The organism is Miltoncostaea marina (assembly GCF_018141525.1).
GTDB lineage: Bacteria > Actinomycetota > Thermoleophilia > Miltoncostaeales > Miltoncostaeaceae > Miltoncostaea > Miltoncostaea marina.
In genome coordinates, this window is the sequence record NZ_CP064655.1 from 1,724,598 (window position 1) to 1,751,126 (window position 26,529).

Consider the following 26,529-nt stretch of genomic DNA (forward strand, 5'->3'; position numbering starts at 1 on the left):
CCGCCCCGGCGCCGCGCCGGGGCTCAGGCGGGCGAGGGGCCCGGGATGATCCCGAGCTGCTGGAGCATCCCGAGGTCGTCCCGCGTCGCCCAGTGCTCGCAGGCGCGCCCGTCGCGCATGCGCAGCATGTGCATGTGCTGGACGCGGAACTCGCGCCCGGTGGGCGGCATGCCGAGCAGCTCGCCGTCGTGGCGGCCCGAGAGGGTGGCCCGGTAGGCCACCAGGTCGTCCCCCGCCACGACCTCGTGGATCTCCATGTGCAAGTCGGAGATCCCCTCGTGCAGGCGCCGCATCCGCAGCCGGAAGCCCTCGTACCCGGGGTCCTCGCCCGGCCACGCCTCGTGGTTGACGAAGTCCTCGGTCACGAACTCCTCGATCCGGTCGAGCTCGCCCCGGTTGAAGAGCGCCTGGACCCGCTCCACCGCGAACCGCTTCATCGCCTCGGCGTCCATCGGGGCCACCCTACCCCAGCCCGGCCGCCCGGCGGTCGGCGCCGGTCGGCACGCCGCGCAGCGACGTCGCGCTGCGCACGGCGTCGCGGATCGCGTCGGCCACCGCCTCGGCGGCGGCGACGCCGCAGGCGAACGCGCTCGCCGCGCGCGCGCCGGTGGCGAGGCAGAACGCCACGTCGCCGTCGAGCACCGTGTGGGCCGGCGACACCGCCCGCGCCATGCCGGTGTGCGCCATGCGCACGACGCCCGTGGCCTCGGCGCGGGTGAGCCGCGCGTCGGTGACCACGCACGCCAGCGTGGTGTTGGCGCCCGCGGCGAGGCGCGGATGGACGGGCGGCGAGTCGATCACCCGGTCGGCGGCGCGCACGAAGCCGCGGCCGTCCTGCCAGGCCCCGGCCAGCACCTCGCCGCGCTCGTCGAGCACGTCGCCCCAGGCGTTGACCACGACCAGGGCGGCCACCGTCGCGCCGTCGTGCAGCCGCCGGGCGCCGGCGCCCAGGCCGCCCTTGCACCAGCCCGCCTGGGCGAGCAGCTTGCCGCAGGTGGCGCCGGCGCCGGCGCCGACGCTGCCCACCGCGTGCGGCCCCGGGCGGGCCGCCTCGCAGGCCGCATACCCCTCGTCGGCGCCCGGTCGACGCGTATTGCCCGAGATGCCGAGGTCATAGATGCATGCCGTCGGCACGATGGGCACGCGGGCCGCGCCGGTGTCGTGGCCGAGGCCCCGCTCCTCACACCAGCGGGCGACCCCGCCGGCCACGTCGAGGCCGAACGCGCTGCCGCCGGAGAACACCAGGGCCGAGACCGCCGCGGACGAGGAGGGCGACTCGAGGATGGCCACGTCGCGGGTGGCCGGGCCGCCGCCGCGCACCTCCACGGCGCCGACCGTGCCGGGCGGCGGGATGACGACGGTGCAGCCGGTGGCGGCCCCGGCGTCGGTCCAGTGGCCCACCGCCACGCCCTCGACCTCGCTCACCACGGCGACGGCTCCGGCTGGCAGCGCGGGCACCAGTACGTGCCGCGCTGGGCGACCTTCGTCTTGACGATGGTGGTGCCGCAGCGCGGGCAGGGCTCGCCGCGGTGCAGGTGCACCCGCAGGAGGTCCTGCATCGAGCCCTTCTCGCCCAGGCCGTCGCGGTAGGAGTCGATGGAGGCGCCGCCCGCGGCGACGGCCACCGCCAGTCGGTCGCGGATCGCGCGGTGCAGGCGCCGCGTCTCGGCCTCGTCGAGGTCGCCGGCGGGCCGCAGCGGATGGACGCGCGCCTGGAACAGGGCCTCGTCGACGTACATGTTGCCGAGCCCCGCGACGAGCGCCTGGTTGAGGAGCGTCGGCTTGATCGGCCCCCGCCGGCCCGCCAGCAGCTCCGCGAGCACGCGCGCGGTGAAGCGGGGCGACAGCGGCTCGATGCCGACGCGCGCGCGCCAGTAGGCCTCGCGCTTGGCCGGCGGGCCGTCGACCAGCCACGCGCGGCCGAAGCGGCGCATGTCGCCGAAGGTGATCGTGCTGCCGTCGTCGAGGTGGAAGCGGGCGCGCAGGAAGCGCTCGTCGCCCTCGTCGCCGGGCGCGCGCCAGTGCAGCCGGCCGGTCATGCGCAGGTGGATCGCGAGCGTCTCGTCGCCGCCGAGCTCCAGGAGCAGGTACTTGCCGCGCCGGCCGACCGACCCGATGCGCCGGCCGGCGACGGCGTCGGCGAACGCCTCGGGCGGGGCGGGCTCGACGAGCTTGGCGTCGTGCACCTCGACCCGCTCGATGACCCGCCCGGGCACCCGGTCGGCGAGCTGGGCGCGGATGGTCTCGACCTCGGGGAGCTCAGGCACCGCCGCCCCCCTCGTCGAGCACCAGCGACCGGGGCGCGGCCTCGTCGTCGCCGATGGCGATCGCCTGGAGCACCATCTCGCGGCCCCGCGCGCCGGCCCAGTCGTCGCGGGCGTGCACGAGCGCCAGCGGCTGCCCCTCCTCGACCCGGTCGCCGACCCGCGCGAGCACCTCGACGCCGGCCACGGGGTCGATCGACTGCATCGCGTGCAGGCGCCCCGCGCCCAGCCAGCGCGCCGCCTCGCCCACCGCGCGGGCGCGCACGGCGTGCACCCAGCCCCCGCGCGGCGCCTGCACCTCCACCCGCAGCGGCGCCAGCGGCAGCGCGGCGGGGTCGGTCCACACCGACGGCTCGCCGCCCTGCGCCTCGACCCACCGCTCCGCGGCCGCCAGGGCGGAGCCGTCGTCGAGGGCCGCGGCGGCGGCCGCGCGCCGCGGCCCCGCTCCGCGACCCCGGCGGCCTCGGCGAGGTCGCCGGCCACCCGCACCGCCAGCTCGCGGAGGTCGGCGGGGCCGCCGCCGCGCAGGGCCTCGCCCGCCTCGCGCACCTCCATCGCGTTGCCGACCGCGCGCCCGAGCGGCTGCTCCATGTCGGTGACCGCCCAGCGCACCGCCCGGCCCCACGGCTCGGCCAGCCAGGCCATCAGCGCGGCGGCCTCGCGCGCCTCGGCGGGCGTGGCGAAGAAGGCGCCGTCGCCGGCCTTGACGTCGAGGTGCACCGCCCCGGCGCCGCCCGCGAGCTTCTTGCTCATGACCGACGCGGCGATGAGCCCGGCCGCGGGAACGGTGCCGGTGCGGTCGCGCAGCGCGTAGAGGCGCCGGTCGCCGGGCGTCAGGCGCCCGGTCTGGGAGATGACGGCGACGCCGACGTCGCGCACCTGGCGCACGAAGCGCTCGAGGGGGAGGTCGGCCTCGAAGCCCGGGATGGACTCCAGCTTGTCGACCGTGCCGCCGGTGTGGGCGAGGCCGCGCCCGCTCATCTTCGCCACCCGGACGCCGAGCGCGGCCGCCAGCGGGGCGGCCACGAGGGTGGTGGTGTCGCCCACGCCGCCCGTCGAGTGGCTGTCGCCTGTCGGGCCGAGCGCCGCGAGCTCCAGCCGGTCGCCGGAGGCGATCAGCACCCGGGTGAGCGCCTCGACCTGCTCGCGGGCCAGCCCGCGCAGGCACGCGGCCATGCACCAGGCGGACATGAGGGCGTCGTCGGCGCCGCCGTCGAGCCAGGACCGCACGAACGCCTCGACGCTGCCGGCGTCCACGGGGTCGCCCCGACGGCTGCGCTCGAGCACCTCCACTGGGGCGAGGGGAGCGGCGGCCACCCGCCGGATGCTACTCGGCGAGCGGGATCGGCGACCCGTCGCCCGCGTCCGGCCGGGCGGGCGCTGCTAGGGTCCCCCCGTGCTCAGGACCTCCACCGCGGCCGCCCTGCTGGTGGCCGGGGCCCTCGGGGCCGGGACCGCGCTCGCCCAGGCGCCGGCGCCGCCCGCCACCCCCGCGCCGACGCCCGCGACGCCCGCGCCCGACGCCGCCCCCGCCATCGCCTCGCTGCGGGTACCGAAGGTCGTGACGGCCCAGCAGGGGCACGCGCGGCTGCTGGTCGGCGTGCGGCTGGCCACCCCGGCGCGGCTGTCGATCCAGATCTCCGCCGTGAAGGGCGACCGGGTCGTGCGCACGATCGCCGACACGGAGGACCGCAGGGCGGGGCGCTCCTACCTGCGCATCGACGCCATCGACCAGCAGGGCTATCAGCTGCTCCGGGGGGCCTACCGCGTGCGGGTGCAGGCGAGCGACGAGCAGGGGCGCCTGTCGCGCGCCCTGCAGGCGACCGTCCGGCTGCGGCTCACCGCGCCGCGCGGCCAGTTCGACGCCTACACGATCCCGCTGTGGCGGGCGTTCCGCCGCCAGGCCGGCACGACCGCCGACGGCCAGCTCGTGGCCGTCGTGGCCCCGAAGGGCGCCGTGGCCGCGGCCGGCATCCGGCGCGGCGACGTCGTGACCTCGCTGAACGGCGCGCCGGTCGGCTCGCCGGGCGCGTGGTCGGCGGCCCTGCGGGCGCTTCCCGCCGGGAAGGAGGTCGCCGTTGCGTTCGTGCGCGGCGGCGCCGAGCGCACGGCCACCCTGACGCCCAAGCCCGACTGGGAGCAGGCCCCCGACTACGCGCGTGCGCTGACGGTGGCCGTGCGGCGCGAGCCGCGCACCGTCGCCTACGCGGTCGCGCGTGCCCGCCAGATGGTCGAGGCGGGGAAGCACGCGCCGGCCGCCCGGCTGGTGGCCGCCTGGCCCCGCAGCTGGCGCACCAGCGCCCCCGGCCAGCTCGTGCAGGGCGAGATCGAGGCCGCCCGCGAGCGCTGGAAGCAGGCGCTCGGGGCCTACAACCGCGCGCGCAAGAAGGACCCGCGACTGGCCGCCGCCGAGTTCGGGCGCGGCGTGGCCCTCTCGTCGCTGAAGAAGGACCGGCCGTCGCGTATCGCGTTCGCCGCCGCCGGGCGCCTCGACCCGGCCGACGCCGCGGCGGCGGGCTTCGAGGCCTACGCACTGCTGCGCGAGGACCGCGTCCCCGACGCCGTGGCCGCCGCCTCGCGGGCCGTCCGCCTCGACAACCGCTACGCCGACGCGTTCCTGCCGCTGGGGATGGCGCTGCTGGCCGACGGCCAGAAGGCGCAGGGCGTCAGGATGCTGCGCCGGGGCCTGCTGCTGCTGGAGGACGCCGAGCGGGCGGCCCGCCTCACCACCGAGCACCTGGACCCGACCGACCCGTAGCCCGGCGGCCCGCGCCGTCCGCCGTCGAGCGGCGGCATCCGCAGCGCAGGTGGCGGCACGCGCCACCCGCGTTGCTCGAGCGGGCGCGGCGGGCCTGCCCCGGCCCGTCCGGAACGATCGGGATGCGCGCGCCCCGAGCCCCCGCGCGCGTGTGTGACGGCGAGACGCGGTCGGGCGCTCGGGCTCGGCGAGCGGCCGAGCGCGTCTCGGCGCCGGGCGCTCGGGCTCCGGGGCGCCGGCACCCGGGCACGCCGGTCGCGCGCCTCCGCCGTCGCGGCCGCGAGTGCCGCCGGCGCCGGGCGCGGACGGCCGGCCCTGGTCAGATCTCGCCGGTCGGCTCGTTGCCCCCGCCGTCGTCGAGCGGGTCGCCGTGGCGCGGCCGCGGCGGCCGCCGCGAGCGTCCGCGCATGGCGCCGCCGCCCCCGCCGGCGAGCACCAGCACCGTCACCACGCCGGCCGCCAGCCCGGCCCAGAACTCCCACCGCACCAGCGGGTTCTCGGCGAAGATGCCGTAGAGCAGGAAGACCGCGATCACGCCGACGAGGGCGAGCGCCCGCTGCCGCGGGGCGGCGAGGTGCACCACCCATGGGGCGAGCAGCGCGATGAGGAGCAGCAGGATCGTGCTCACGCGCGGCTCCGGCGCGTGGCAGGCGGGGTGCGGGCGGGCTCGGGCATCGGCGGAGCGTAGTGCGCGCCGGTCCCGGTCGTCCAGCCGCTAGCGTTGCGGGGATGGGCGACGTGGCCGGCCTGCACCTGCTCCAGGGCGTCGAGCTGGTGGGCTCGCCGCGGCGCTCCGCGCTCGCCACGCTCGACGCCGAGGGGCGCCTGACGGGCCTCGAGCTGCTGCAGCACGACGCGGAGATCGTGCGCGCCGTCGACGCCGCGGCGCCCGCCGTGCTGGTGGTCGACGCCCCGCTCGCGGTGCCCGGGGAGCGGGGTCGTCGCGACGCGGAGGCGGTGCTCGCCTGGTGCGACGTCCCGGCCTTCCCGGTCTCGCGGCGGCGCCTGGCGCAGGTGCACGGCGGTATGCGGGGGCCGGCGCTCGCGCCGGACCTGCGGCGGCCCGGCAGGCGCGTGGTGGAGACCCTGCCCGACGCGGTGCTGCGCCAGCTCGCATGGGAGCGCGAGCACCCGCCCGGCGCGGCGCCCATCCCCCTCGCCGACTACCGGGCCGCCTGGCTCGGCGTGCGCCCGCCCGCCTACCGCCCGAAGGGCGTCGGCCGGGCACGGCGCGCCGGGATGCCGGCCGCCCACGCGCTGATCGCCGGCGCCGTGGACCTGGGCGGGTGGACGCCGGGGGCCGCGGGCGACGACTGGGAGGCGATCGCGGACGCGGCGCGCCTGGACGCCCTCCTGTGCGCGTACGCCGCCCTGCGCCTGCTGCGCGGGGCGGCCGTGGTGGTCGGCACGCCCGAGCGGGGCGAGGTCGCCCTGCCCGCCGACGCGAACCTGGCGGCGCGCCTGGCGGCCACCCTGGCGCGCCTTCGCGCCGAGGGCGCGGTCGCCATCTGACGGGGTTGCCCGCGACGCGCGCATTCGTGAGAATCCGCACGAAGCCCCTCGCGGGGCGCCTGAGGCCAATCGCTCGAGGAGGACGTCCCGTGGGGAACAGCGTCTACAAGGTCATCGAGATCGTGGGGACCAGCGAGTCGTCGTGGGAGGACGCCACCGCGGCGGCCGTGAAGACCGCGTCCAAGACCCTCCGCGACCTGCGCGTCGCCGAGGTCGTCAAGCAGGACGTCACGATCAACGAGGACGGCAGCGTGGACCAGTACCGCACCCGCCTGTCGGTGTCGTTCAAGTACCAGGAGGACTAGGCAGCGGCACCGGGCGCCCGGCCAGGCCGGCGGGCGCCCGGACGCCGAACCGGGCGAGCACCGTGGCGCCGACGTCGCCGAAGCCGCCCCGGTGCGGCGCGTGCGGGTGGCCGGCGCCGGCGACGCGGGCCAGCAACGGCACCTGCTCGCGGGTGTGGTCGGTGCCCGCGTGGGCCGGGTCGTTGCCGTGGTCGGCGGTCACGATCAGCAGGTCGCCGGGCCGCGCCGCCTCGACCAGCCGCCCAAGCAGGCCGTCGAGCCGCTCGAGGGCGCGCGCGTAGCCGACGGCGTCGCGTCGGTGGCCGAAGCCCGTGTCGAGCTCGAGCAGGTTCGCGAACACGAGCCCCCGCTCCAGGGAGCCCATCAGCCCGGCGACCAGGCGGACGCCCTCGGCGTCGCTCCCGGTGGGGTGGTCCTCCGACAGCCCGCGGCCCGCCACCAGCTGGCCGACCTTGCCCACGCCCACGACCGGCACGCCGGCCGCCGCCAGTGCGTCGAGCGCCGTGGGGCCCGCCGGCGGGAGGGCGAAGTCGCGGCGCCCCGCCGTGCGCCGGAACGCGCCGGGCGCCCCGGTGAAGGGCCGGGCGATGACGCGCTCCACGGCGTGCTCGCCGGTCATGACGGCGCGCACCCGCTCGCAGGCGGCGTACAGCTCCGCGGGCGTCAGCACCTCGTCGTGGGCGGCGATCTGGAGCACCGAGTCGGCCGAGGTGTAGACGATCGGCGCGCCCGTGCGCAGGTGCTCCGGCCCCAGCCGCGCGACGACCTCCGTGCCCGACGCCGGCGCGTTGCAGAGCCAGCCGCGCCCGCCCATGGCCGCGTCGACGGCGGCCATCACGTCGTCCGGGAAGCCGTCCGGGTAGGTCGGGGGCGGCGCGGTGGTGACCAGCCCCATCAGCTCGCGGTGGCCGGTGGCGCTGTCGGTCGCCGCGGAGCGCTCGGTGAGGCGACCCGCCACCGCGCCGGGGCGCGGACACGGGCGCAGGCCGGCGGCGACGGCCGCGTTGCCGAGGCCGAGCGCCTCCAGCACCGGCAGGCGGATGCCGCCCACCGCGGCGGCGGCGTGGCCCAGCGTGTCGGCGCCGGCGTCGCCGAACGCCGCCGCGTCCGGCGCCCCGCCCACGCCCAGGCCGTCGATGACCACCACGAACGCCCTCACGCCGGCCTGGCACTCAGCTCGAGGGTGAACGGCGCGGCCGCGGCGAACGCGGTCCGCAGGTCGTCGTCGTCGGTGTAGCGTCGGTCGGGGATCGCCCGCGCGGCCACCGGCAGGGCCACGCGGTCGCTCCCGAACGGCCAGGGCCGGATGGTGCACCCGTCCGGGCCGTCGGGCCGCAGCTCGAGGTCGACGCCCGGGTCGCCGACCGCGCGGGGCACCCGCGGCAGGTCCCCCGCCCGGCCGGCGGGCAGCGCCCGCCAGGTGAGGTAGAGGCTGAGCGCGTCCCACGCCTGCAGGAGCCGGTAGGCGGCCCACTCCCACTCGGGCGAGGGCGCGCGGTCGCCCATCGCCGCGCGCAGCTCGTCCTGCACACGGTCCTGCTCGTCGAGGAACGCGCGCACGTGGGGCGGCCGCTCGGCGCGCGGCGTGGGCTCGCCGGGGTCGAGGCCCCGCCGCGCCTCGTAGAGCCCCTGGCCGTGCAGGCTCACGAGCAGCCCCGCGAGCGGGTCGCGCCTGCGCACGGCGTCGATGCCGCGACGGTAGAGGGCGACGTGCTCCGTGCGGTCGATCTCCGTGAAGTCGACCGGGCGGCCGTCGCGGGCGCGCGGCGCGGCCTCCCACTCGCGCCAGCCCTCGTCGTGCAGGCGCGCGGCCGTCACGAGCGCCTCCGCCCCCTCGGGCAGGGCGAAGCCGCCGCCGCCCCAGGCGCGGGCCATGAGGCCGCACTGCTCCTGGTGGTCCACCTGGCGCACCAGCACGAGCCCCTCCGGGCGGCGCGAGACGATCACGTGCCCTCCCCTACCGGACCGACCACTCCTCCACGAGATCCCCGAGGTCGCGGTCGAGGAACCCCTGCCCGGAGTTGAGCACCACCGCGTCGGCCCCCGTGTCCCACGGCCGCCGGGCGGCGATCGGCCGGCAGAGGTACAGCTCGTCGGCGGCGCGCGTGACCGCCACGTGGAAGAGGCGCTCCTCCTCGTCGAGGTTGCCCTCGCTCACCGCCCAACCGCTCGGGAACGACCCCGGCTCCACCTGGAGCACGAAGACCACCGGCCACTCGAGGCCCTTGGCCTGGTGGACGCTCGACAGGGCGACCCGGCGCGCGGGCCCGGACACGTCCTCGTCGGCCTCCACCCGCTCGGCCAGCTGCAGTTCGCCGAGGAAGGCGTCGAGGCCGGCGGAGCGGGTGGCGAGCTCGGCCAGGCGGGCGAGGTCGCCCTCGCGGTCGCGCCAGTTGGCGTACCGGCGCTGCAGGTGGTCGCGGTACCAGTCGGCGCGGGCCACCAGCAGGACGATCTCCTCCGGGCGGTCGGTGGCGCGCAGCGCGGCCGCCGTGGCGCCGAAGCGGCGCAGGCCGGCCGGCGCGGCCCCGTCGTCGGCGAGGGCGGCGGCCGCCGCGAGCGGGTCGGGCTGGACCGAGGCGTGCGCCCACACGCGCGCGGCGGTCGCGGCGCCCACCCGCTCGAAGAGGCGCAGCGCCCGGCGCCAGGCGAGCTCGTCGCGCGGGTTGTGGCGCATGCGGCAGAAGGCGAGGGCGTCCTTCACGTGCGCGCTCTCCACGAAGCGGGCGCCCGAGAAGAGCTCGAACTCGACGCCGGCCTCGGCGAGCGCCAGCTGCAGGTCGACCGAGTGGTGGTGGGCCCGGTAGAGGACCGCGATGTCGCCGGGCTCGCGCCCCTCCGTGATGAGGTCCGCGATGCGCTGCACCACGAAGCGGGCCTCGTCCTGCACCGAGGTCAGGTGGGCGACGACGGGGCGGGCGCCCGCCCCCGGCCGGTGCGCCCGCATGCGCTTGCCGAACGGGTTGCCCGCCGGCAGCGTCTCCTGCGCGAGGGCCACCACCTCGGGGGTGGAGCGGTAGTTGGTGCCGAGCGGGAAGACCCGCGTGCCCGGCGCCGCGGCGAAGCGCTCCACCACGCGCGGGTCCGCGCCGCGCCAGGAGTAGATCGACTGGTCCGGGTCGGCCACCGCGACGAGCGTGCTGCCCTCGCCGGCGAGCGCCTCGACGATCGCCGCCTGGACCGGGTTGACGTCGTGCAGCTCGTCGACCAGCACCCACCGGTGCGCCTGGGCCAGGCGCCGGCGCACGCGCGGGTGCTCGTGCAGCAGGCGGGCGGTGTGCACGAGCAGGTCGGCGTAGTCGAGCGCTGCCATCGCGCGCTTGCGCTCGGCGTAGCCGTCGGCGATCGCCCGCAGGTCCTCCAGCCGGTCGGCCAGGCGCGGGTTGGCGGCGAGCACGACCTCCTCCAGCTCCCGCCCGCCCTCGGCGGCGAGCGCGGCCCAGCCGACGATCGCGGCGGGCTTCGGCAACGCGGGCCGGCGCTCCCGGCCCTCGAGCACCGCGTCGCGCGCCAGCGCGGCGACCTCGGCCTGGTCCTCGGCGTCGAGGACCGTGAACGTCGAGGGCACCCCGATCACGGGGCCGTACCGGTGCAGGATGCGGCGGCAGACCGAGTGGAAGGTGCCCGCCGTCATGCCGGAGAGGTCGACGCCCACGAGGCGCTCGGCGCGGTCGGTCATCTCCCGGGCGGCCCGCCGCGTGAACGTGACCAGCATGATCGCCTCGGGCGGCGTGCCGGTCTCGACCAGGTGGGCGACGGTCGCGACGATCGTGCGCGTCTTGCCCGACCCGGCCGCCGCCAGCACCAGCGAGCGCCCCCGCGCCCCCTCCACGGCGGCGAGCTGCTCGTCGTCGAGCATCGCGCGCAGGCGCTCGGAGACCCCCTCCCGCCGGCCCTCCGGCGGGCGCAGCCGGTAGACGCGGCGCCCGGCGGGGTCGGCGGCGAGCGGGTCGCGCGGCGCCACGGCGTCGCGGCGCGCCTTCTGCGCCTCGACGTGCGGCAGCCTCGGCGGGGCGGTCTGCCAGCGTGGGTATCCGGGGGCGGTGGACACGGGCGCGGGACGTTACCCACGGCGCCGGACGACCCCTGCGTCGGCATCGGCAACGGCGGGTACTGCAGGCCGACGGGGCCCGGCGCGAGTGAGGAGTGGGCGATGGACGTCACCATCATCGGCACCGGCAACATGGCCAGGGGCATCGGCGCGCGGGTGGTCGCCGGCGGCCACGGGCTGACCGTGCTCGGCAGGGAGCGGGCGGAGGCGGAGGCGCTCGCCGCGGAGCTCGGCGGCGGCGCGCGCGCCGGCGAGGTCGGCGAGCCGGCGGAGAGCGACCTGGTCGTGCTGGCGGTGCCCTACGAGGCCGCCGCCGACCTCGCCCGCCGCTACGACGGCGCGACGATCGTGGACATCACCAACCCGGTGGACTTCTCGAGCTTCGAGCCCATCCACCCCGGGGCCGGCTCGGCCGCGGAGGAGATCCAGGCGGCGGCCCCGGGCGCGCGGGTCGTGAAGGCGTTCAACACCACCTTCGCCGGCACGCTCGCGGAGGGCGCCGTCGCCGGGCAGCCGCTCGACGTGCTGATCGCGGGCGACGACGAGGAGGCGAAGGGCCGCGTGGCCCGGCTCGCCCGCGACGGCGGCATGACGCCACGCGACGCCGGCCCGCTGCGGCGCGCCCGCGAGCTGGAGGCCGCCGGCTACCTGCACATGGCGCTCACCCAGGGCACCGAGGCCCCGTTCGGCACCGCGCTGCGGGTGGTCGCCTAGCCCGGGGGGCGCATCTCCCGCTCGAGCCGCAGGAGGCCGATCAGGGTCTTGGCGTCGCGCACCTCGTCGATGAGCCGGCCGAGATCGCCGAGCGGCCACCGGACGACCTCGATCATCTCGTCCTCGCCCTCCGCCCGCGCCTCGACGGGGGTCAGGTCGCTCGCCATGAAGAGGTGGATGAACTCGGTGAGCATGGCGGGCGCGGTGTAGAAGCCGCCGGCGGCCCGCCAGGTGGCCGCGGCGCGGCCCGTCTCCTCGGCGAGCTCGCGGCGGGCGCACCCGAGCGGGTCCTCGCCCGGCACGTCGAGCTTGCCGGCCGGCAGCTCCAGCGTGAACTCCTCGACCGCCTCGCGCGGCTGGCGCACGAGCAGGACGTGGTCGTCCTCGACCGCCACGACGACCGCCGCGCCCGGGTGGTCCATGACCTCCCGCCGCACGACCGAGCCGTCGGGGCGCCGGTAGTCGGAGACGCGCAGGTCGACGATCATCCCGCGGTAGACCGGCTCCGACCGCACCGGCGGCCCGAGCCCGCCCGAGCGGTCGCTCACGCGGCCCCGCGGGCCGCGTCCACCAGGCCCAGGGTGACGTCGAGCATCGCCTCGAGGCTCTCGACGGCGATGCTCTCGTCGGGCGTGTGCACGTCGGTCATGCCGTTGCAGAGGTTGACCGCGGGGAAGCCGTTGAGCAGGAAGGCGTTGACGTCGGAGCCGCCCCCGCTCTGCACCAGGCGCGGCTCGTGGCCCAGCCCGGCGAGCACGTCGAGCGCCATGCGCACCTGGGGATCGCCCTCGCCCAGGCGGTAGGCGCTGAACTCGCGCTCCACGTGGGTCTCGAGGTCGACCTCGCACTCGCTGGCGGCCCAGGTGAGCGCGTCCAGCATGGCGGTGAGCTGGATGCCGAGCGCCCGCTCGTCGCGGCTGCGCGCCTCGGCGGTCACCGTGCAGCGCTCGGCCACCACGTTGGTCGCCGTCCCGCCGCCGACTGTGCCGACGTTCGCGGTGGTCTCGGCGTCGATCCGCCCCAGCGGCATGCGCGTGATCGCGCGCGCGGCCGCGAGGATCGCGCTGCGGCCCGCCTCGGGGGCGATGCCGGCGTGCGCGGCGCGGCCGACGAACGTGGCGGTGACGCGGTAGAGCGAGGGCGCGGCGACCACGACGTCGCCGACCGGGCCGGTGTGGTCGTAGACGAAGCCGAAGCGGGCCAGCAGCGGCGAGGGGTCGAAGACATGGGCGCCGCGCAGGCCGATCTCCTCGCACGGGGTGAAGACCAGCTCGACGCCCGCGTGCGGGCGCCCCTCCTCCACCACGCGCCGCATGCCCTCGAGCATCGCGGCCACGGCGGCCTTGTTGTCGCCGCCGAGGATCGCGTCGTGGCGGTTGCGCAGGCGCCCGTCGGCCAGCTCCACCTCGATCGGGCCCGTCACCGGCACGGTGTCGAGGTGCGAGGCCAGCATGATCGGGGTGCCGGGGGCGGTCGCCGGGAAGCGGCCGATGATGTTGCCGCAGCCCGCGGGCAGGCTGGTGGCGGCGCCGTCCTCGATCACCTCCGCGCCCATCTCGCGCAGCATGCCGCGCACGACCTCCGCGACCGCCGCCTCCTGGCGCGACGGGGACGGGATCTCGCACAGGCGCACGGTGAGGCGCGCCACCGGGGGCAGCGCCTCGAGCTCCTCCGGGCTCACCCGCCCAGCTGCGCGTGCTCGCGGGCGGGCGCGACCCCCGGCCGGACACGGGCCCGCTCGGCGGCGGCGCCCACGAACTCGCGGAAGAGGGGCTGCGGGCGGGTCGGGCGGCTCTTGAACTCGGGGTGGAACTGCGAGGCGCAGAACCACGGGTGGTCGGGCAGCTCGACGAGCTCGACCAGGCGCCCGTTGGGCGAGCGGCCGCTCATCACGAGGCCGGCGCGCTCAATCTCGTCGCGCATGGATGGGTTGACCTCGTAGCGGTGGCGGTGGCGCTCGTAGATGACCGCCTCGTCGCCGTAGGCCGCGCGCGCCCGGGTGCCCGGCTGCAGGTGCACCGGGTCGGCGCCCAGGCGCATGGTGCCGCCGCGCTCCTCGATGGCGCGCTGCTCCGGCAGCAGGTCGATGACCGGGTAGGGCGTCTCGGGGTCGAACTCGCTCGAGTTGGCGCCGTCCATGCCGCAGACGTGACGGGCGTACTCGATGACCGCCACCTGCATGCCGAGGCAGATGCCGAGGTACGGCACCCGCTCCTCGCGGGCGTGGCGGACGGCCGCGATCTTGCCCTCGATGCCGCGGCCGCCGAAGCCGCCCGGCACCAGGATGCCGTCGGCCCCCTGCAGGTGGTCGCGCAGGTGCGGGTCCTCGGCGTCGACCCAGTCGATCTCGACCTCGACGCCGTGGTGGATGGCCGCGTGCTTGAGCGCCTCGGCGACCGACAGGTACGCGTCGTGCAGCTGGACGTACTTGCCGACCAGCGCGATGCGCACGCGGCCCTCGCAGGCGTGGATGCGCTCGACGATGGCGCGCCAGTCGGTGAGGTCCGGCGCGGGGGCGGTCACGCCGAGGCGCGCGCACACCACCCGGGCGAAGCCCTCGGCCTCGAGGTTGAGCGGCACCTCGTAGATGTCGGGCGCGTCGACCGCCGAGATCACCGCGTTGCTCGCGATGCCGCCGTAGAGGGCGATCTTCTGGCGGATGTCGTCGGTCAGCGGCCGGTCGGAGCGCAGCACGAGCACGTCGGGCTCGATACCGATGCGGCGCAGCTCGTTGACCGAGTGCTGGGTGGTCTTGCTCTTGAGCTCGCCCGAGGCCTCGAGGTACGGCACGAGGGTCACGTGCACGAAGCAGACGTGCTCGCGGCCCACGTCGTTGCGGAACTGGCGGATGGCCTCGAGGAACGGCAGCGACTCGATGTCGCCCACCGTGCCGCCGATCTCGATGATCACCACCTCGGCGCCGGAGCTGGCCGCCGCCTGGCGGATGCGCGCCTTGATCTCGTCCGTCACGTGCGGGATGACCTGGATGGTCGCCCCGAGGAAGTCGCCCCGGCGCTCCTTCTTGATTACCGCGTCGTAGACCGCGCCGGTCGTCACGTTCGAGATGCGGCTGAGGCTCTCGTCGGTGAAGCGCTCGTAGTGGCCGAGGTCCAGGTCCGTCTCGGCCCCGTCCTCGGTCACGAACACCTCGCCGTGCTGGAAGGGGCTCATGGTCCCCGGGTCCACGTTGAGGTAGGGGTCGCACTTCTGCAGCGACACGCTGATCCCGCGCGCCTTCAGCAGCGTCCCCAGCGAGGCCGCCGAGATGCCCTTCCCGAGGCCGGAGACGACACCCCCCGTCACGAAGACGTACTTGACCGGTGCCTCGCCCACGTGACCTCCCTCGCCCGACGACCACGGTGAGGATAGCGGGAGGGTCGGCGGGTGGCCGCCCGTCGGGCCTGTCACCGGGGGTCGTGGGGGACGCTCCGTGCGGCCGCGGCGGGTGGCGGGACGCCGGCGCGGGGGGATCGCGCGATTGGCGCAGGCGGGTCGCGCCAATTGGCGCGACCCGCATGGTGAGCCCCGTCGATGGCGATCCCGCGCCATTCCATAGGCGTGCGCCCGTCGTGCGCCATTTGGCGCGGACCGCGTGCGCCAATCGCGCAGACAGCGGGCGGGGCGGCGGCGGCCCGCTGACAGGGCGTCGGGGCCGGCCCCCGACGGGGATGCCCCCCGGCGGGCCGGGGCGGCGATGCTGGACGCCCCGGCCCGCGAGGAGGCGGCGACGGCCCGCCGGCGTTCGACCGGGAGGAGGCCCGGCGGACGGAGGCGGTCCACCTGATCGAGGACGCCGTGCGGCGGCGCGGGATCGTGCGCCGGGCGCTGGCGGCCTCGGCGGGCGAGCGGGTGCTCGACGTCGGCTGCGGCCCCCGGTTCGTCCGCGGCGGGCCGGCCGGCGGGGTGGGGCCGTCGGGGGGCGTCGTCGGCGTCGACCGCAGCGCGGCGATGCTCGAGCTCGCCCGCCGGCGGTGCGCGGGCCTCGCGGACGTGACCCTGCCGGTCGGCGACGCCTCGTGCGACGCGGCCCTCTGCGTGCAGGTGCTCGAGTACGCGCCCGACGTGCCGGCCGCGCCGGCCGAGATGGGACATCGACCGGGCGACGCGCTCCGTGCACGCGGAGGACGAGGCGCGCAGCGACCGTGTGCCGGAGGCCTGGGAGGAGCACCTCGAGCACCGCTCCCTCCCCCGCACGCTCGCGCCCCTCATGCGGGCCGCCGGCGTCGCCGACGAGCGCATGGAGGGTCACGCCTTCGCCACCGCCGAGCTCGACGAGGCCCGCCACTCCGGCGCGGCGCTCGTCCCCTTCATCGGGGCGTTCGTCGCCGGTCGCGGCCGCGTGGCGCCGGAGGAGGTGGCGGCGTGGGAGGCGGAGCAGCGCGCGCTGGGCGCGCGGGGCGCGTGCTCCTTCGCCTGCACCCAGTGCTGCGTCACCGGGCGGGCGGCGTGAGGACGGCCGGTCAGCCCGCGCGGCGGGCGAGCAGCTCCTCGGCGTGCCGCCGGGCGCCGGCGTCGGCGACGCCGGCGCCGAGCATGCGGCAGAGCTCCTCGACGAGGGCCTCCCCCTCGACCGGCTCGATGCGGGTGGTGGCGCGGCCGTCGGCGTCGATGCCCTTCACCAGGCGGTAGTGGGCGTCGGCCATCGCGGCGACCTGGGGCAGGTGGGTGATCACGATCACCTGGCGGCCGCCGGCGAAGGCGCGCAGCCGGGCGCCGACCGCGGTGGCGGTGACGCCGCCGATGCCGGCGTCCACCTCGTCCATCACCCAGGTCGCGTCGTCCCCGGCGGCGGCGACGCCGTGGAGGGCGAGCAGGACGCGGGAGAGCTCGCCGCCCGAGGCGGTCGCGGCGAGCGGGGCCTCGGGCAGGCCGGGGTTGGCCCGCAGCCAGACGACGCACGAGTCGGCGGGCGGGTCGGCGTCGTCCTCGACCAGCTCGACGCGCAGCTCGGCGCGCGGCATGGCGAGGTCGGCGAGCTCCGCGCGCACGGCCTCCGCCAGGCGGGGCGCCGCCTCGGCGCGCGTCTCGCGCAGCTCGAGGGCCACGCCGATCGCCTCCTGCAGCGCGGCCTCGCGCTCCTCGGCCAGCGCCATCACCTCGTGGGCGCCCTCGTCCAGGCCGCGCAGGGACTCGCGGGCCTCGTCGGCGCGCGCGACCACCGTCTCGACCCCCGGCCCCCAGCGGCGGTCGAGGCGCGAGTAGGCGTCGAGCCGGTCCTCCACCTGCGCCAGCCGGCCCGGCTCGGCGTCGAGGTCGTCGAGGTAGGCGCGCAGCGCGAGGGCGGCCTCCTGCAGCGTCGCCTGGGCGGCCGCCAGCTCGCCGTGCGGCCCGGCCAGGGCCTCGTCGACCGGCACCATCGGCGCCAGCGCGGCCGCGGCGGCGCCGACCGTCGCCAGCGCGCCCCCCTCGCCGTCGCTCGGCGACAGGGCCTCGGCGGCCGCGGCGGCCGCCGCCGCGAGCCCCTCCGCGTGGCGCAGCCGCTCGCGCTCGGCGAGGAGCGCGGCGTGCTCGGCCGGCTCGGGGGCGACCGCCTCGACCGCGGCCACCAGCTCCTGGAGCTCCTCGCGCTCGCGCTCGGCCCGCTCGCGCCGGGCGCGCGCCGCCGCGAGCGCCCGGTCGAGCCCGCGCAGGCGGCGGCGCAGCCCCGTGAGCCGCTCCGCGGCGGCGGTGGCCCCGGGGCCGGCGAAGGCGTCGAGGATCGCGAGCTGGCTGGCCGCGCTCACCAGCCGGCGGTGCTCGTGCTGGGCCGAGAAGCGCACGAGCGCCCGCGCCAGCGCCGCGACCGCCTCGCGCGGCGCGGCCTGGCCGTCGATCAGCGCCCGGGCGCGCCCCTCGGCGGGCACCCGGCGGGCGATGACCACCTCCGACTCGTCCTCGGCCAGCTCGCGCAGCGGCAGCGCCGGGTCGTCCTCGTCGAGCGCGTCCCAGAACCCGGGGGGCACGGCGAGGGTCGCCTGCACGAGCGCGTGGCGCGCCCCGGGGCGCACGGCGCCGGCGTCGGCCGGCCCGCCGGCCAGCAGCCCGAGCGCCTGGGCCAGCACGGTCTTGCCGGCGCCGGTCTCCCCCGTCACCGCCGTCAGGCCGGCCGGCGGCGCCAGCTCGGCGCGCTCGATGACGACGAGGTCGCGGACCTCGAGCGAGCGGATCACGGCCGGCCGAACTTCTCCCGGTAGCGCCGGTAGAACGACGCCTCGGGGAACGTCGCCAGGTGCACGTCGGAGCCACCCAGCCCGATGGTGATCGACCGGCCCGGGCGCAGTGCGCCGATGCGCTGGCCGTCGGCCTGGATGTCGACGTCGCCGATCAGGGCGCTGTTGGTGACGACGAGCTGCTCCCCCGCGCCGATGACGAGCGGCCGGCTGTCGAGGTGGTGCAGGGCGATGAACGACAGGACGAAGCAGCGCACCCGCCAGGAGACCGTGGGCCCGCCGGCGGCGAGGTTGTACGCGGTCGAGCCGACCGGGGTGCTCACGACCAGGCCGTCGCAGCGCACGGTGGCGACGAGCTCGCCGTCGACCGAGTAGCTGAGGTCGGCGATGCGCGACTCGCCGCCGCGGAAGAGGGCCAGGTCGTTGACGGCCAGCACCTCGCCGTCGCTCCACTCCGCCTTCAGCGACGGCAGCTCGAGCACGATGTACTCGCCGGTCAGCGCCCGGCGCAGGTCGCGCTCGAGGGTCTCGCGCTCGATGGAGGCGAGGAAGCCGACCCGGCCGTAGTTGACCCCGATCACCGGCGCGCCGGAGCCGGCCTCGCGCGCCAGCGCGCGCAGGATGCTGCCGTCGCCGCCGAGCACGAGGATGAGGTCCTCGCCCCCCGGGCGCAGCCGCATGCCGTCGCCGGAGGAGTAGGGCGCCAGCACGCGATGCTTGACCACCTCGCCGGCCGGCACGAGCACCTCGACGCCGGCGTCCTCGAGGATCGACAGCACGGCCGGCAGGGTGGAGGCGGTGACCGCGGGCTCGCGGTGGGTGAGCAGCAGGACGCGGCCGACCGCCCGCCCCTCCGCGGTGGCGATCGGGGGCCCGCCGCGGCGGGTGGTGGGGCTCACGACGCCGTCCCGGCGTCGTGGGCGAGGACGAACACCTCGCGATTGCCCTTCGGCCCCGGCAGCCCGGCGTCCGCGGTCCCGATCACTCGCCCCCCGTTGTCCTCGACGACCCCGATCACCCCGCGCACCGCGTCGGCGCGCGCCGCCTCGTCCCGCACGACGCCGCCCGACCCGACCCGCTCGCGACCGACCTCGAACTGCGGCTTGACCATCACCATCGCACGCCACCCGGGCGCCAGGCACGGCACCACCGCGCCCCAGACCGTGCCGATCGAGATGAAGGAGAGGTCACAGGTGACCAGGTCGGGCGCCCACGGCAGGTCGCCGGGCGCGAGGTGGCGGGCGTTGGTCCGCTCCATGACCGTCACCCGCGGGTCCTGGCGCAGCCGCCAGTCGAGCTGCCCGTAGCCCACGTCGAGGGCGATGACCCGCTCGGCGCCGCGGCGCAGCAGGACGTCCGTGAAGCCGCCGGTGGAGGCGCCGAGGTCGAGCGCGCCCGCGCCGGCCACGTCGACGCCCAGCGCGTCGAGGGCGGCGGCGAGCTTGACGCCGCCCCGGGAGACGTACTCCTGGTCCCGACGCACGTCGAGCGCGGCGCCGGACGGGACGGCCGTGCCCGGCTTGTCGACCGGCCTGCCGTCGACGCGCACCCGCCCCGCCATGACGGCCGCCTGGGCGCGGGCGCGCGACGGGAACAGGCCGCGCTGGACGAGCTCGACGTCCAGTCGTGATCGGGCGGAGGCCACCGGGCGATGATAGCCGCGCCCTCGGCGGCCGCCTGCCCCGTGCCCGGCCGACAGGCCGGGGGCCGACGTGCAGATCCCCGGCCAGGGACGATCTGCCGCGTGGCCCGCGGGCACGGCGTGGGGCCCCCGCGTGACAGGGATCGCCCGGCGCCGGCGCGGCCGCCCAGGCGGGGCGCCGGTGTGCAGATCGCCCCGGCCAGGGACCATCTGTCGCGTGACCGCCGGCGAGCGCGTGGGTCCCCTCGTGACAGGGGTTCTTCCCGGCGCCCACCCCGCCGCAGGCGGTGCGCCGGTGTGCAAATCGCCGCGGCCGGCGGCGATCTGCCGCGTGACCCGGCCCGAAAGAGGCCGGGTCCCCGCCTGAGATCAGCCTTCCGCGACGAGCATGCGGCTCGGGCCGCGCAGGGCGCGCAGCGTGCGGGCCGCGACGTGGGCGGGGGTGAGCCCGGCCTCGTCGAGCAGGATCTCGCGCTTGCCGTGGTCGATGAAGCGGTCGGGCAGGCCCAGGCGCAGCACCCGCGAGGGCACGTCCTCGAGGGCCTCGAGCACCGCGCTGCCGAACCCGGCCAGGTGCGAGTGGTCCTCGATGGTGACCAGCAGCTCGTGGCGCTCGGCGAGCTGGCGCATGAGCGTCGCGTCGAGCGGCTTGCAGAAGCGCGCGTTGACGACCGTGGGCCGGGCGCCGGTGCCCTCGGCGACCGCGTCGGCGGCGGCGGCCGCGAGGGCGGCGCCGTAGCCGTAGCCGATGAGGGCCACGCCCTCGCCGGACTCGAGCACCTGCCCCTTGCCGACCTCGATCACCTCCGGCCGCTCGGGCAGCGGCACGCCCAGGCCGGCGCCGCGCGGGTAGCGGAACGCCACCGGCCCGTCGATGCGCAGGGCGGTGTGGAGCATCGAGACGAGCTCGGACTCGTCCATCGGCGCCATCACGGTCATGCCGGGGATGGCGCGCAGGTAGGCCAGGTCGAACACGCCGTGGTGCGTCGGGCCGTCGTCGCCCACCAGGCCTCCGCGGTCGATCGCGAAGACGACCGGCAGCTCCTGGATGGCGACGTCGTGGATGATGGGGTCGAACGCCCGCTGCAGGAACGTGGAGTAGATCGCGCAGACCGGCCGGTAGCCGGCGATCGCCAGGCCGCAGGCGAAGACGACCGCGTGCTGCTCGGCGATGCCGACGTCGTAGGTGCGCTCCGGGAAGGCCTGGAGCATGTGCTGCATGCCGGTGCCCTTGAGCATGGCCGCCGTGATGCCGACCACGCGCGGGTCGCGCTCGGCCTCGGCCACCAGCGCGCGGCCGAAGACCTCGGTGTAGTTCGGCGGGCCGGGCGCCTTCTTCGTGGCCGCCTTGCCGCTCTCGATGACGAACGGGGTGGCGCCGTGCATGCACTCGCCGTCGGCCTCGGCCGGCGGGTAGCCGCGGCCCTTGACCGTCTTCACGTGCAGGACGACCGGCCGGTCCATCTCGAGCGTGGTGCGCAGCGCGCGCCGCACGGCCTCGATGTCGTGGCCGTCGATCGGGCCGATGTAGGCGAAGCCGAGCGCCTCGAACAGGGCGCCCGGGACGAACCAGAGCGACTTCGTCGCGTCGCGGATGTGGCCGCCGAGCTCGCTGGCGCCGGGCAGCCGCGACAGCCCGCGCTCGAGCTCCTCGCGCACCCGGGTGAGGGTCGGGTCGATGCGCACGCGCTGGAACAGCTTCGAGAGCGCGCCGACGTTCTCCGAGATGCTCATCCCGTTGTCGTTGAGCACCACGGTGATCGGCGAGCCGAGGTGGCCGGCCTGGTTGAGGCCCTCGTAGGCCATGCCACCCGTCAGGGCGCCGTCGCCGATGACGGCCACCACCCGGGCGTCGCCGCGGCCGTGCCGCTCGGCCTCGGCCAGGCCGGTCGCGTAGGAGATGGAGGTGCTGGCGTGGCCCGCGCCCATCACGTCGTGCTCGCTCTCCACGCGGCGCAGGAACCCGGAGATGCCGCCGTGCTGGCGGAGCGTCGGGAACCCGTCCAGCCGCCCGGTGAGCAGCTTGTGGCCGTAGGCCTGGTGGCCGACGTCCCAGATGATGCGGTCGCGGGGGGACTGCAGCTCGGCGTGGAGCGCGATCGTGAGCTCCACGGTGCCGAGGCTGGCGCCCAGGTGGCCGCCGGTCTGGGAGACCGTGTCGATGATGGCCTCGCGCATCTCGGCGGCGAGCTCGCCGAGCTGGTCGTCGCTCATCGCGGCCAGGTCCGACGGGCGCTCGAGGCCCGCGAGGATGGGGAATCGGGACGTCGTGTGGGTCGTCATCGCGGTGATCCTAGACCACACCCCCCGCCCGGCCGCCACCCCCGGTGCGCCACGGGACCATCGTCCCGCGCGCGCCGCGCCCCCGGGGCCGGCCTCAGGCGAGCATCACCACGCGCATGACGGGCAGGTCGTCGTCGCCCGCCGGCGGCACCGCGTGGATGCCCACGAGGTACGGCAGGTCCTGGCGCATCTGCATGATGTCGCCGTCCTCCAGCACGCCGCCGGCGAGGACGTAGGTCCCGAGCTCCTTCAGCACCCGCACGCCGCTCTCGATGAAGGCGGTCGGCAGGTTGACCAGCGACAGCTCGGGGTGGCCGGCGTAGAGGGTCAGGCCGAGCGTCTCCAGCTCGGCCCCGCGCGCGGGCTCGCCCTGCTGCAGCCACGGCCGCAGGGCCAGCTCGTCCATGGGCGGCCGGTCCTCCCCGCTGCCGATGCCCTGGAGTTCGTCGTGCCCCGCGGCCTCGGGCTCGTTGGGCGGCAGCACGACCACCTGGACGCGCGGGTCGGTGAGGTCCTCGCGCGCCGTCTCAGGCCTCGCCGGCGGGCGGCCGCAGGGCGGCCGGCAGCTGCTCGGTGATGCGCGCGCCCAGCTCGAGCGCCTCCTCGGCCAGCGCGCGCAGCTCGTCGGCCGGCAGTCCGGGGTCGCCGATGCGGCGGGCGACCTCCTCCAGCCGGGCGGCCGACGCCCGCAGCGCCCCGCCGTCCTGCGCGCCGCTCACCGCGGGACGCCCGCGTGGTCGGCGGCGATGCGGCCGAGGATGCCGTTGACGAGGCCCGCGGCCTCGCTCTGGCAGTAGCGCTTGGCCAGGTCGACCGCCTCGTTGATCGACACCGCGGAGGGGATGTCCTCCCAGTCGAGGATCTCGTGCACCGCGACGCGCAGGATGTTGCGCTCGAGCGGGGCCAGCCGCTCGGCGGTCCAGCCCTCGGCGGCGCCCGTGATGAGCTCGTCCAGCCCGGCGGTGTCGGACACGACGCCCTCGGTCAGCGCGCGGGCGAACGGGTCGATGGGCGTGCCGTCGCGGGCCGCGTTGCGCTCCAGCTCCTCGAGCGGGATGCCGGTGACGTCGTGCTGGTAGAGCAGGATCACCGCCTGCCGGCGGGCGGCCCGGCGCCCGCCCTCGCGGCCGGCCACGCTCACGCCACCCGCTGCCCCTGCAGCGTGGGCAGGTGCTCGGCGCGCTCCGGCAGGTACGACGTCGTGTAGCGGCCCTCCACGAAGGGCGCGTCGTGGGCGATGTCGGCCAGCAGCGGCAGCGTGGTCGGGATGCCCGTCACCGAGGTCTCGGCCAGCGCGCGCCGCAGCCGCGAGATGGCCCGCGGCCGGTCGGGCGCCCACACGCACAGCTTGCCGAGCAGGCTGTCGTAGTGGGGCGGGATGGTCTCGCCGGGCTCGCAGTGCGTGTCGACCCGGATGCCCGGCCCCTGTGCGATGCGGAAGTCGTCGAGCCGCCCGGCCCCGGGGCGGAAGTCGCGCGAGGGGTCCTCCGCGTTGATGCGGCACTCGATCGCGTGGCCGCGCGCCTCGGCCACGCCCGTGCGCGAGAGCAGCCCGCCGGCGGCCACGGTGAGCTGCTCCGCGACCAGGTCCATGCCGGTCACGAGCTCCGTGACCGGGTGCTCCACCTGCAGGCGGGCGTTGAGCTCGAGGAAGAAGAAGTCGCCCGCGGCGTCCACGAGGAACTCCAGGGTGCCCGCGCTGCGGTAGTTCCAGGCCTTGACCGCGCGCAGCGCGGCCTGCTGCATGGCCTCGCGGGTGGCGGCGGGCAGGTGCGGCGCCGACGCCTCCTCGATGAGCTTCTGGTGGCGGCGCTGGATGGAGCACTCGCGGTCGCCGCAGACCAGCGCGCCGCCGAGGCCGTCGGCCATCACCTGGATCTCGACGTGCCGCGCGCCCTCCAGCAGCCGCTCGACGTAGAGGCCGCCGTCGCTGAACGCCGCCTCGGCCTCGCGCTGGGCCACCTCGAAGGCGCCGGGCAGCTCCGCGGCGTTGGAGACGCGCCGCATGCCCTTGCCGCCGCCGCCCGCGGCCGCCTTCAGCAGCACCGGGTAGCCGGCGCGCTCGGCGGCCGCGAGCGCCGCCGCCACGTCCTGCACGGGCCCGTCGGAGCCCTCCAGCACCGGCAGCCCGGCCTCGCGGGCGGCCTGCTTGGCGGCGATCTTGTCGCCCATGCGCTCCATCACCTCGGGCGCCGGGCCCACGAAGGTCACGCCGGCGTCCGCGCAGGCGCGCGCGAAGGCCGGGTTCTCCGAGAGGAAGCCGTAGCCGGGGTGCACGGCGTCGCAGCCGGTGATCTCGGCGGCCCCGAGCACGTTGGCGATGTTGAGGTAGGAGTCGCGCGCCGGCGGCGGGCCGATGCAGACCGCCTCGTCGGCCAGGTCGACGGCGAGGGTGTCGGCGTCGGCGGTCGAGTAGACGGCGACCGTGGGGATGTCCAGCTCGCGGGCGGTGCGGATGATCCGGACGGCGATCTCGCCCCGGTTGGCGACGAGCAGCTTCACGGCTCGATGAGGAACAGGAGCTGGCCGAACTCCGCGGGCGAGGCGTCCTCGAGGGCGATCGACCGGACCGTGCCGGCGATCTCCGCGGTGATCTCGTTGAAGAGCTTCATCGCCTCGATCAGGCAGAGCGTGTCGCCCTTCTCCACCCGGGCGCCCTCCTCGACGAACGCCGGCTGGTCGGGGCCCGGGCGCCGGTAGAAGGTGCCGACCATCGGGCTCGTGACCCGCACGAGGCCGTCGTCCTCGTCGGCGGCGGCGCCCGCGTCGGCCGTGCCGCCGGCGGCGGCCGGCGCGCCGCGGCCGGGGCGGCGCGGCGCACGGTCACCCGCGCGCCCGACACCTCGACGCTGACCTCGGCCTCGCCGGAGGCCTCCACCACGTCGACGAGCGTCTCCAGCAGGTCGCGGTCGATGGGCGACTGGCCGGGGCGGCTGGCCGCCTCGGCGCCCAGCGAGCGCCGGCGGGCCACCACCTGCTCGGTGTCCTCGGCGAACATCGCCCACAGGACCATGTCCTCGTCCGAGAGGCCCTGCGGCGCCTCGTCGGCGACGGCGGTGATGTCGCGCTCGGGCGCCTCGCCCGGGTCGTCGGCCCGCGCCGCCTCGAGCACCGCGTCGGCCACCGGGCCGCGCAGGCGGCCGGCGCGGCCGAGCGCGATCGGCACCAGCTCGGGCTCGATCCCGGCCCAGCGGTGGCCCTCGATGACGTGGCGGGCGGCCTGGGCGAGGATCGCCGAGCCGAGCGGGTAGGCGAGCGTCGCGCCGCCGACGTCGCGGGCGACCGCCGCCGACTCGGTGGCGACCGCCACGAGGCTCCGCGACAGGCCCAGCCGGCCCAGCCGCGACACGAGCCCGGCCTCCAGCGCGGGCGGCACGGCGACGGCCGGCCCGAACACGGCGGCGGCCGCCTGGCGCAGGCGGTCGGCCGGCAGCATGGGACCGACCACCCGCGCGGCGCGGTCGAGCGCGGCGGGCTGCAGGTCGAACGAGCGCTCCTCGCCGGCCAGGGCGGCCCGCAGCGTCTCGGCCGACGGCCGCGCCGACACGAGCGCGACGGGGCCGGCGGAGGCCTGCACGGCGGTCGCGCCCGCCGCCACGGCGTAGGTGGCCGACAGCGGCGCGAGGCCGCCCGGCGCCTGCACCTGCACCTCGACCGGCAGGCCGGTGGCCTGGCCGATCGCGCCCACCAGGCGGCCGAGGGCGGCCGGGGAGACGTGGCCGGCGCCGTCGGACAGGCAGATGCCGCCCGCGCCCGGCAGGGCGGCCAGCGCGACCGCCTCGCTCACCCAGCGGTCGTCGTCGGGGCCGGGGGTCGGGCCGATGATGAGCGTCGGCACGTACTCGAGCCCCGCCTCCTCGCAGGCCCGCGCGACCGGCGCGTGGGCGTCCGCGTCGTTGAGCGGGTCGGTGGCGCGCACTCGCGCCACGCCGGAGTCGGCCGCGCACAGCACGAACCGGCGCACCACGTCGGCGCCCAGCGGGCGCTCGCCCCACAGGTTGCGGGCGCCCACGACCACGCCGACCGGCGTGTTGCCGGCCTCGCGCAGCACCGCACGCAGGCGGTCCCACGGGCTCTCCGAGCGGGCCTCGAGGGCCGCGCGGGCGCAGCGGGCGTCGAGGGCCTCGAGCACCCGCGCGCCGACCTCCGACAGGGCCGCCGCGGCGGCGCCCAGCTCGTCGGTGCCCACGGCCGTGCCCCACGGGAACGGGGCGAGGTCGCGGAGGGTCGCATCGACATAGCCGACGGCGTCGGATGCTGGCGTCACTGAACTCCCTTCGGTGCCTGGTCGGGGCTACGCGCGGGCAGAGTACTCGCGCGTGCGGGTGTCGATCCGCAGGCGGTCGCCCTCGTTCACGAACAGCGGGACGTCGACGGTCGCCCCGGTCTCGAGCTCAGCGGGCTTCGTGACGTTGGAGACCGTGTCGCCCTTCACGCCCGGGTCCGTGCGGGCGACCGTCAGCTCGACGAAGGTCGGCAGCTCGATCTTGATGGGCGCGTCGCGCACGAACAGCACCTGCACGTCGGTGTTGGGCGCGAGCAGGTCGTCGTTGTCGACCAGGGCGGCCGTCACGGGGATCTGCTCGTACGTCGAGTTGTCCATGAGGATCAGGTCGTCGCCGTCGCGGTAGAGGAACTGCATCGTGCGGCTCTCCGTGGTGACCCGCTCGACCTTCTCCCCCGCCCGGAAGGTGCGGTCGACGGTCGCCCCGGTGGTCAGGTTCTTGAGCTTCGTGCGGACGAATGCCCCGCCCTTGCCCGGCTTGACGTGCTGGAAGCTCACGACGGAGACCAGGTCCCCGTCGATGTCGAGCACGTAGCCGTTCTTCAGGTCGTTGGTCGTGATCATCC

At 77.0% G+C, this 26,529-nt stretch carries 27 protein-coding genes and 2 pseudogenes; 6 read left to right on the forward strand and 23 right to left on the reverse strand.

The genetic code is table 11. From position 1 onward, the window contains the following. Positions 1 to 23: 23 nt before the first annotated feature. The 5 genes and pseudogenes from ITJ85_RS08620 to ITJ85_RS17630 form a co-directional block, all read right to left on the reverse strand. Positions 24 to 452, reverse strand: coding sequence for an ester cyclase (locus ITJ85_RS08620; RefSeq protein ID WP_217912695.1), 429 nt, complete (start codon positions 450 to 452; stop codon positions 24 to 26). A gap of 10 nt (positions 453 to 462) precedes the next feature. Next, positions 463 to 1,425 (reverse strand): P1 family peptidase, encoded by a 963-nt coding sequence (locus ITJ85_RS08625; RefSeq protein ID WP_217912696.1) that lies wholly within the window; start codon positions 1,423 to 1,425, stop codon positions 463 to 465. After that, entirely contained in the window at positions 1,422 to 2,267 is an 846-nt protein-coding gene (mutM, locus tag ITJ85_RS17620; protein ID WP_425517108.1) for a bifunctional DNA-formamidopyrimidine glycosylase/DNA-(apurinic or apyrimidinic site) lyase, read from the reverse strand. Before mutM ends, ITJ85_RS08625 begins: the two co-directional genes overlap by 4 nt. Next, positions 2,260 to 2,610 carry a hypothetical protein gene (locus tag ITJ85_RS17625; RefSeq protein WP_425517109.1) on the reverse strand — a complete coding sequence of 117 codons (351 nt, stop codon included), beginning with the start codon at positions 2,608 to 2,610 and terminating at the stop codon, positions 2,260 to 2,262. The genes mutM and ITJ85_RS17625 overlap by 8 nt, the downstream gene beginning before the upstream one ends. Before the next feature lie 95 nt (positions 2,611 to 2,705). Then, positions 2,706 to 3,581 (reverse strand): annotated as a pseudogene (locus tag ITJ85_RS17630) (thymidine phosphorylase); the annotation flags it as partial. A gap of 79 nt (positions 3,582 to 3,660) precedes the next feature. On the opposite strand from ITJ85_RS17630, the gene ITJ85_RS08635 reads away from it, so the two are divergent. Beyond that, positions 3,661 to 5,022, forward strand: coding sequence for a PDZ domain-containing protein (locus ITJ85_RS08635; protein ID WP_217912698.1), 1,362 nt, complete (start codon positions 3,661 to 3,663; stop codon positions 5,020 to 5,022). A gap of 319 nt (positions 5,023 to 5,341) precedes the next feature. Here the strand turns inward: ITJ85_RS08635 and ITJ85_RS08640 are convergent, their stop codons facing one another. After that, a complete protein-coding gene (locus tag ITJ85_RS08640; protein WP_217912699.1) occupies positions 5,342 to 5,650 on the reverse strand; it encodes a hypothetical protein in 309 nt (102 codons plus the stop codon). Positions 5,651 to 5,751: 101 nt separating this feature from the next. Between ITJ85_RS08640 and ITJ85_RS08645 the strand changes: the two genes are divergently transcribed. Both ITJ85_RS08645 and ITJ85_RS08650 read left to right on the forward strand, forming a co-directional pair. Beyond that, on the forward strand, positions 5,752 to 6,534 hold the full coding sequence (locus ITJ85_RS08645; RefSeq protein WP_217912700.1) for a DUF429 domain-containing protein: 783 nt from the start codon (positions 5,752 to 5,754) through the stop codon (positions 6,532 to 6,534). 89 nt (positions 6,535 to 6,623) lie between these two features. Next, on the forward strand, positions 6,624 to 6,839 hold the full coding sequence (locus tag ITJ85_RS08650) for a dodecin family protein (protein ID WP_217912701.1): 216 nt from the start codon (positions 6,624 to 6,626) through the stop codon (positions 6,837 to 6,839). Here the strand turns inward: ITJ85_RS08650 and ITJ85_RS08655 are convergent. From ITJ85_RS08655 to ITJ85_RS08665, 3 genes are read right to left on the reverse strand one after another with little or no spacing between them, the layout of a single operon-like run. Continuing rightward, a complete protein-coding gene (locus tag ITJ85_RS08655) occupies positions 6,820 to 7,998 on the reverse strand; it encodes a phosphopentomutase (RefSeq protein ID WP_217912702.1) in 1,179 nt (392 codons plus the stop codon). The genes ITJ85_RS08650 and ITJ85_RS08655 overlap by 20 nt on opposite strands. Beyond that, positions 7,995 to 8,786 carry a DUF3891 family protein gene (locus ITJ85_RS08660; protein ID WP_217912703.1) on the reverse strand — a complete coding sequence of 264 codons (792 nt, stop codon included), beginning with the start codon at positions 8,784 to 8,786 and terminating at the stop codon, positions 7,995 to 7,997. The genes ITJ85_RS08655 and ITJ85_RS08660 overlap by 4 nt, the downstream gene beginning before the upstream one ends. Before the next feature lie 10 nt (positions 8,787 to 8,796). Further along, positions 8,797 to 10,890 carry an ATP-dependent helicase gene (locus tag ITJ85_RS08665; RefSeq protein ID WP_217912704.1) on the reverse strand — a complete coding sequence of 698 codons (2,094 nt, stop codon included), beginning with the start codon at positions 10,888 to 10,890 and terminating at the stop codon, positions 8,797 to 8,799. Positions 10,891 to 10,992: 102 nt separating this feature from the next. Here ITJ85_RS08665 and ITJ85_RS08670 point away from each other — a divergent pair, with 102 nt between their 5' ends. Next, the gene (locus ITJ85_RS08670; protein WP_217912705.1) at positions 10,993 to 11,604 is read left to right on the forward strand and encodes an NADPH-dependent F420 reductase; all 612 of its coding nucleotides are present in this window, start codon (positions 10,993 to 10,995) and stop codon (positions 11,602 to 11,604) included. Here ITJ85_RS08670 and ITJ85_RS08675 read toward each other — a convergent pair. Genes ITJ85_RS08675 through pyrG form a run of 3 tightly spaced genes read right to left on the reverse strand, consistent with a single transcriptional unit; the run spans position 11,601 to position 14,937 of the window. Then, on the reverse strand, positions 11,601 to 12,152 hold the full coding sequence (locus ITJ85_RS08675; RefSeq protein ID WP_217912706.1) for an NUDIX hydrolase: 552 nt from the start codon (positions 12,150 to 12,152) through the stop codon (positions 11,601 to 11,603). The two genes, ITJ85_RS08670 and ITJ85_RS08675, sit on opposite strands and share 4 nt — an antisense overlap. Then, on the reverse strand, positions 12,149 to 13,285 hold the full coding sequence (locus tag ITJ85_RS08680; RefSeq protein WP_217912707.1) for a M20/M25/M40 family metallo-hydrolase: 1,137 nt from the start codon (positions 13,283 to 13,285) through the stop codon (positions 12,149 to 12,151). The genes ITJ85_RS08675 and ITJ85_RS08680 overlap by 4 nt, the downstream gene beginning before the upstream one ends. Further along, the gene (pyrG, locus tag ITJ85_RS08685; protein WP_246496228.1) at positions 13,282 to 14,937 is read right to left on the reverse strand and encodes a CTP synthase; all 1,656 of its coding nucleotides are present in this window, start codon (positions 14,935 to 14,937) and stop codon (positions 13,282 to 13,284) included. The genes ITJ85_RS08680 and pyrG overlap by 4 nt, the downstream gene beginning before the upstream one ends. 480 nt (positions 14,938 to 15,417) lie before the next feature. Here pyrG and ITJ85_RS17515 point away from each other — a divergent pair. Next, a pseudogene (locus ITJ85_RS17515) lies at positions 15,418 to 15,678 on the forward strand (methyltransferase domain-containing protein); the annotation flags it as partial. 37 nt (positions 15,679 to 15,715) lie between these two features. Continuing rightward, positions 15,716 to 16,054 (forward strand): methyltransferase domain-containing protein, encoded by a 339-nt coding sequence (locus ITJ85_RS08690; RefSeq protein ID WP_217912709.1) that lies wholly within the window; start codon positions 15,716 to 15,718, stop codon positions 16,052 to 16,054. 10 nt (positions 16,055 to 16,064) lie between these two features. On the opposite strand, the gene ITJ85_RS08695 is transcribed toward ITJ85_RS08690, so the two are convergent. From ITJ85_RS08695 to efp, 11 genes are all read right to left on the reverse strand, one after another. Further along, on the reverse strand, positions 16,065 to 17,753 hold the full coding sequence (locus tag ITJ85_RS08695) for a DNA repair protein RecN (RefSeq protein WP_217912710.1): 1,689 nt from the start codon (positions 17,751 to 17,753) through the stop codon (positions 16,065 to 16,067). Further along, entirely contained in the window at positions 17,750 to 18,652 is a 903-nt protein-coding gene (locus tag ITJ85_RS08700; protein ID WP_217912711.1) for an NAD(+)/NADH kinase, read from the reverse strand. The genes ITJ85_RS08695 and ITJ85_RS08700 overlap by 4 nt, the downstream gene beginning before the upstream one ends. Beyond that, positions 18,649 to 19,398 (reverse strand): TlyA family RNA methyltransferase, encoded by a 750-nt coding sequence (locus tag ITJ85_RS08705; protein WP_246496230.1) that lies wholly within the window; start codon positions 19,396 to 19,398, stop codon positions 18,649 to 18,651. Before ITJ85_RS08705 ends, ITJ85_RS08700 begins: the two co-directional genes overlap by 4 nt. A 366-nt stretch (positions 19,399 to 19,764) precedes the next feature. Then, positions 19,765 to 21,678 (reverse strand): 1-deoxy-D-xylulose-5-phosphate synthase, encoded by a 1,914-nt coding sequence (gene dxs, locus ITJ85_RS08710; RefSeq protein ID WP_217912713.1) that lies wholly within the window; start codon positions 21,676 to 21,678, stop codon positions 19,765 to 19,767. A 94-nt stretch (positions 21,679 to 21,772) separates the two neighbouring features. Continuing rightward, complete coding sequence (locus ITJ85_RS08715; protein ID WP_217912714.1) at positions 21,773 to 22,162, reverse strand: hypothetical protein; 390 nt, start codon at positions 22,160 to 22,162, stop codon at positions 21,773 to 21,775. Between the two features lie 43 nt (positions 22,163 to 22,205). Next, positions 22,206 to 22,397 (reverse strand): hypothetical protein, encoded by a 192-nt coding sequence (locus ITJ85_RS08720; protein WP_217912715.1) that lies wholly within the window; start codon positions 22,395 to 22,397, stop codon positions 22,206 to 22,208. Next, complete coding sequence (nusB, locus tag ITJ85_RS08725) at positions 22,394 to 22,819, reverse strand: transcription antitermination factor NusB (RefSeq protein ID WP_217912716.1); 426 nt, start codon at positions 22,817 to 22,819, stop codon at positions 22,394 to 22,396. The genes ITJ85_RS08720 and nusB overlap by 4 nt, the downstream gene beginning before the upstream one ends. Further along, positions 22,816 to 24,180 (reverse strand): acetyl-CoA carboxylase biotin carboxylase subunit, encoded by a 1,365-nt coding sequence (locus tag ITJ85_RS08730; RefSeq protein ID WP_217912717.1) that lies wholly within the window; start codon positions 24,178 to 24,180, stop codon positions 22,816 to 22,818. Before ITJ85_RS08730 ends, nusB begins: the two co-directional genes overlap by 4 nt. Beyond that, complete coding sequence (locus tag ITJ85_RS08735) at positions 24,177 to 24,392, reverse strand: acetyl-CoA carboxylase biotin carboxyl carrier protein (RefSeq protein ID WP_217912718.1); 216 nt, start codon at positions 24,390 to 24,392, stop codon at positions 24,177 to 24,179. The genes ITJ85_RS08730 and ITJ85_RS08735 overlap by 4 nt, the downstream gene beginning before the upstream one ends. Beyond that, positions 24,299 to 25,945, reverse strand: a complete 1,647-nt coding sequence (locus ITJ85_RS08740) for a hypothetical protein (protein WP_217912719.1) — start codon at positions 25,943 to 25,945, stop codon at positions 24,299 to 24,301. Before ITJ85_RS08740 ends, ITJ85_RS08735 begins: the two co-directional genes overlap by 94 nt. A 27-nt stretch (positions 25,946 to 25,972) precedes the next feature. Continuing rightward, the gene (gene efp, locus ITJ85_RS08745; RefSeq protein ID WP_217912720.1) at positions 25,973 to 26,527 is read right to left on the reverse strand and encodes an elongation factor P; all 555 of its coding nucleotides are present in this window, start codon (positions 26,525 to 26,527) and stop codon (positions 25,973 to 25,975) included. Between the last annotated feature and the right edge of the window lie 2 nt (positions 26,528 to 26,529).

Excerpts from the sequence above, each read along its gene's own strand:
- ITJ85_RS08645 (WP_217912700.1), top strand. The coding sequence starts at position 5,752 with ATGGGCGACGTGGCCGGCCTGCACCTGCTCCAGGGCGTCGAGCTGGTG.
- dxs (WP_217912713.1), bottom strand. The coding sequence starts at position 21,678 with ATGACGACCCACACGACGTCCCGATTCCCCATCCTCGCGGGCCTCGAG.
- ITJ85_RS08670 (WP_217912705.1), top strand. The coding sequence starts at position 10,993 with ATGGACGTCACCATCATCGGCACCGGCAACATGGCCAGGGGCATCGGC.
- ITJ85_RS08620 (WP_217912695.1), bottom strand. The coding sequence starts at position 452 with ATGGACGCCGAGGCGATGAAGCGGTTCGCGGTGGAGCGGGTCCAGGCG.
- ITJ85_RS08735 (WP_217912718.1), bottom strand. The coding sequence starts at position 24,392 with ATGGTCGGCACCTTCTACCGGCGCCCGGGCCCCGACCAGCCGGCGTTC.
- efp (WP_217912720.1), bottom strand. The coding sequence starts at position 26,527 with ATGATCACGACCAACGACCTGAAGAACGGCTACGTGCTCGACATCGAC.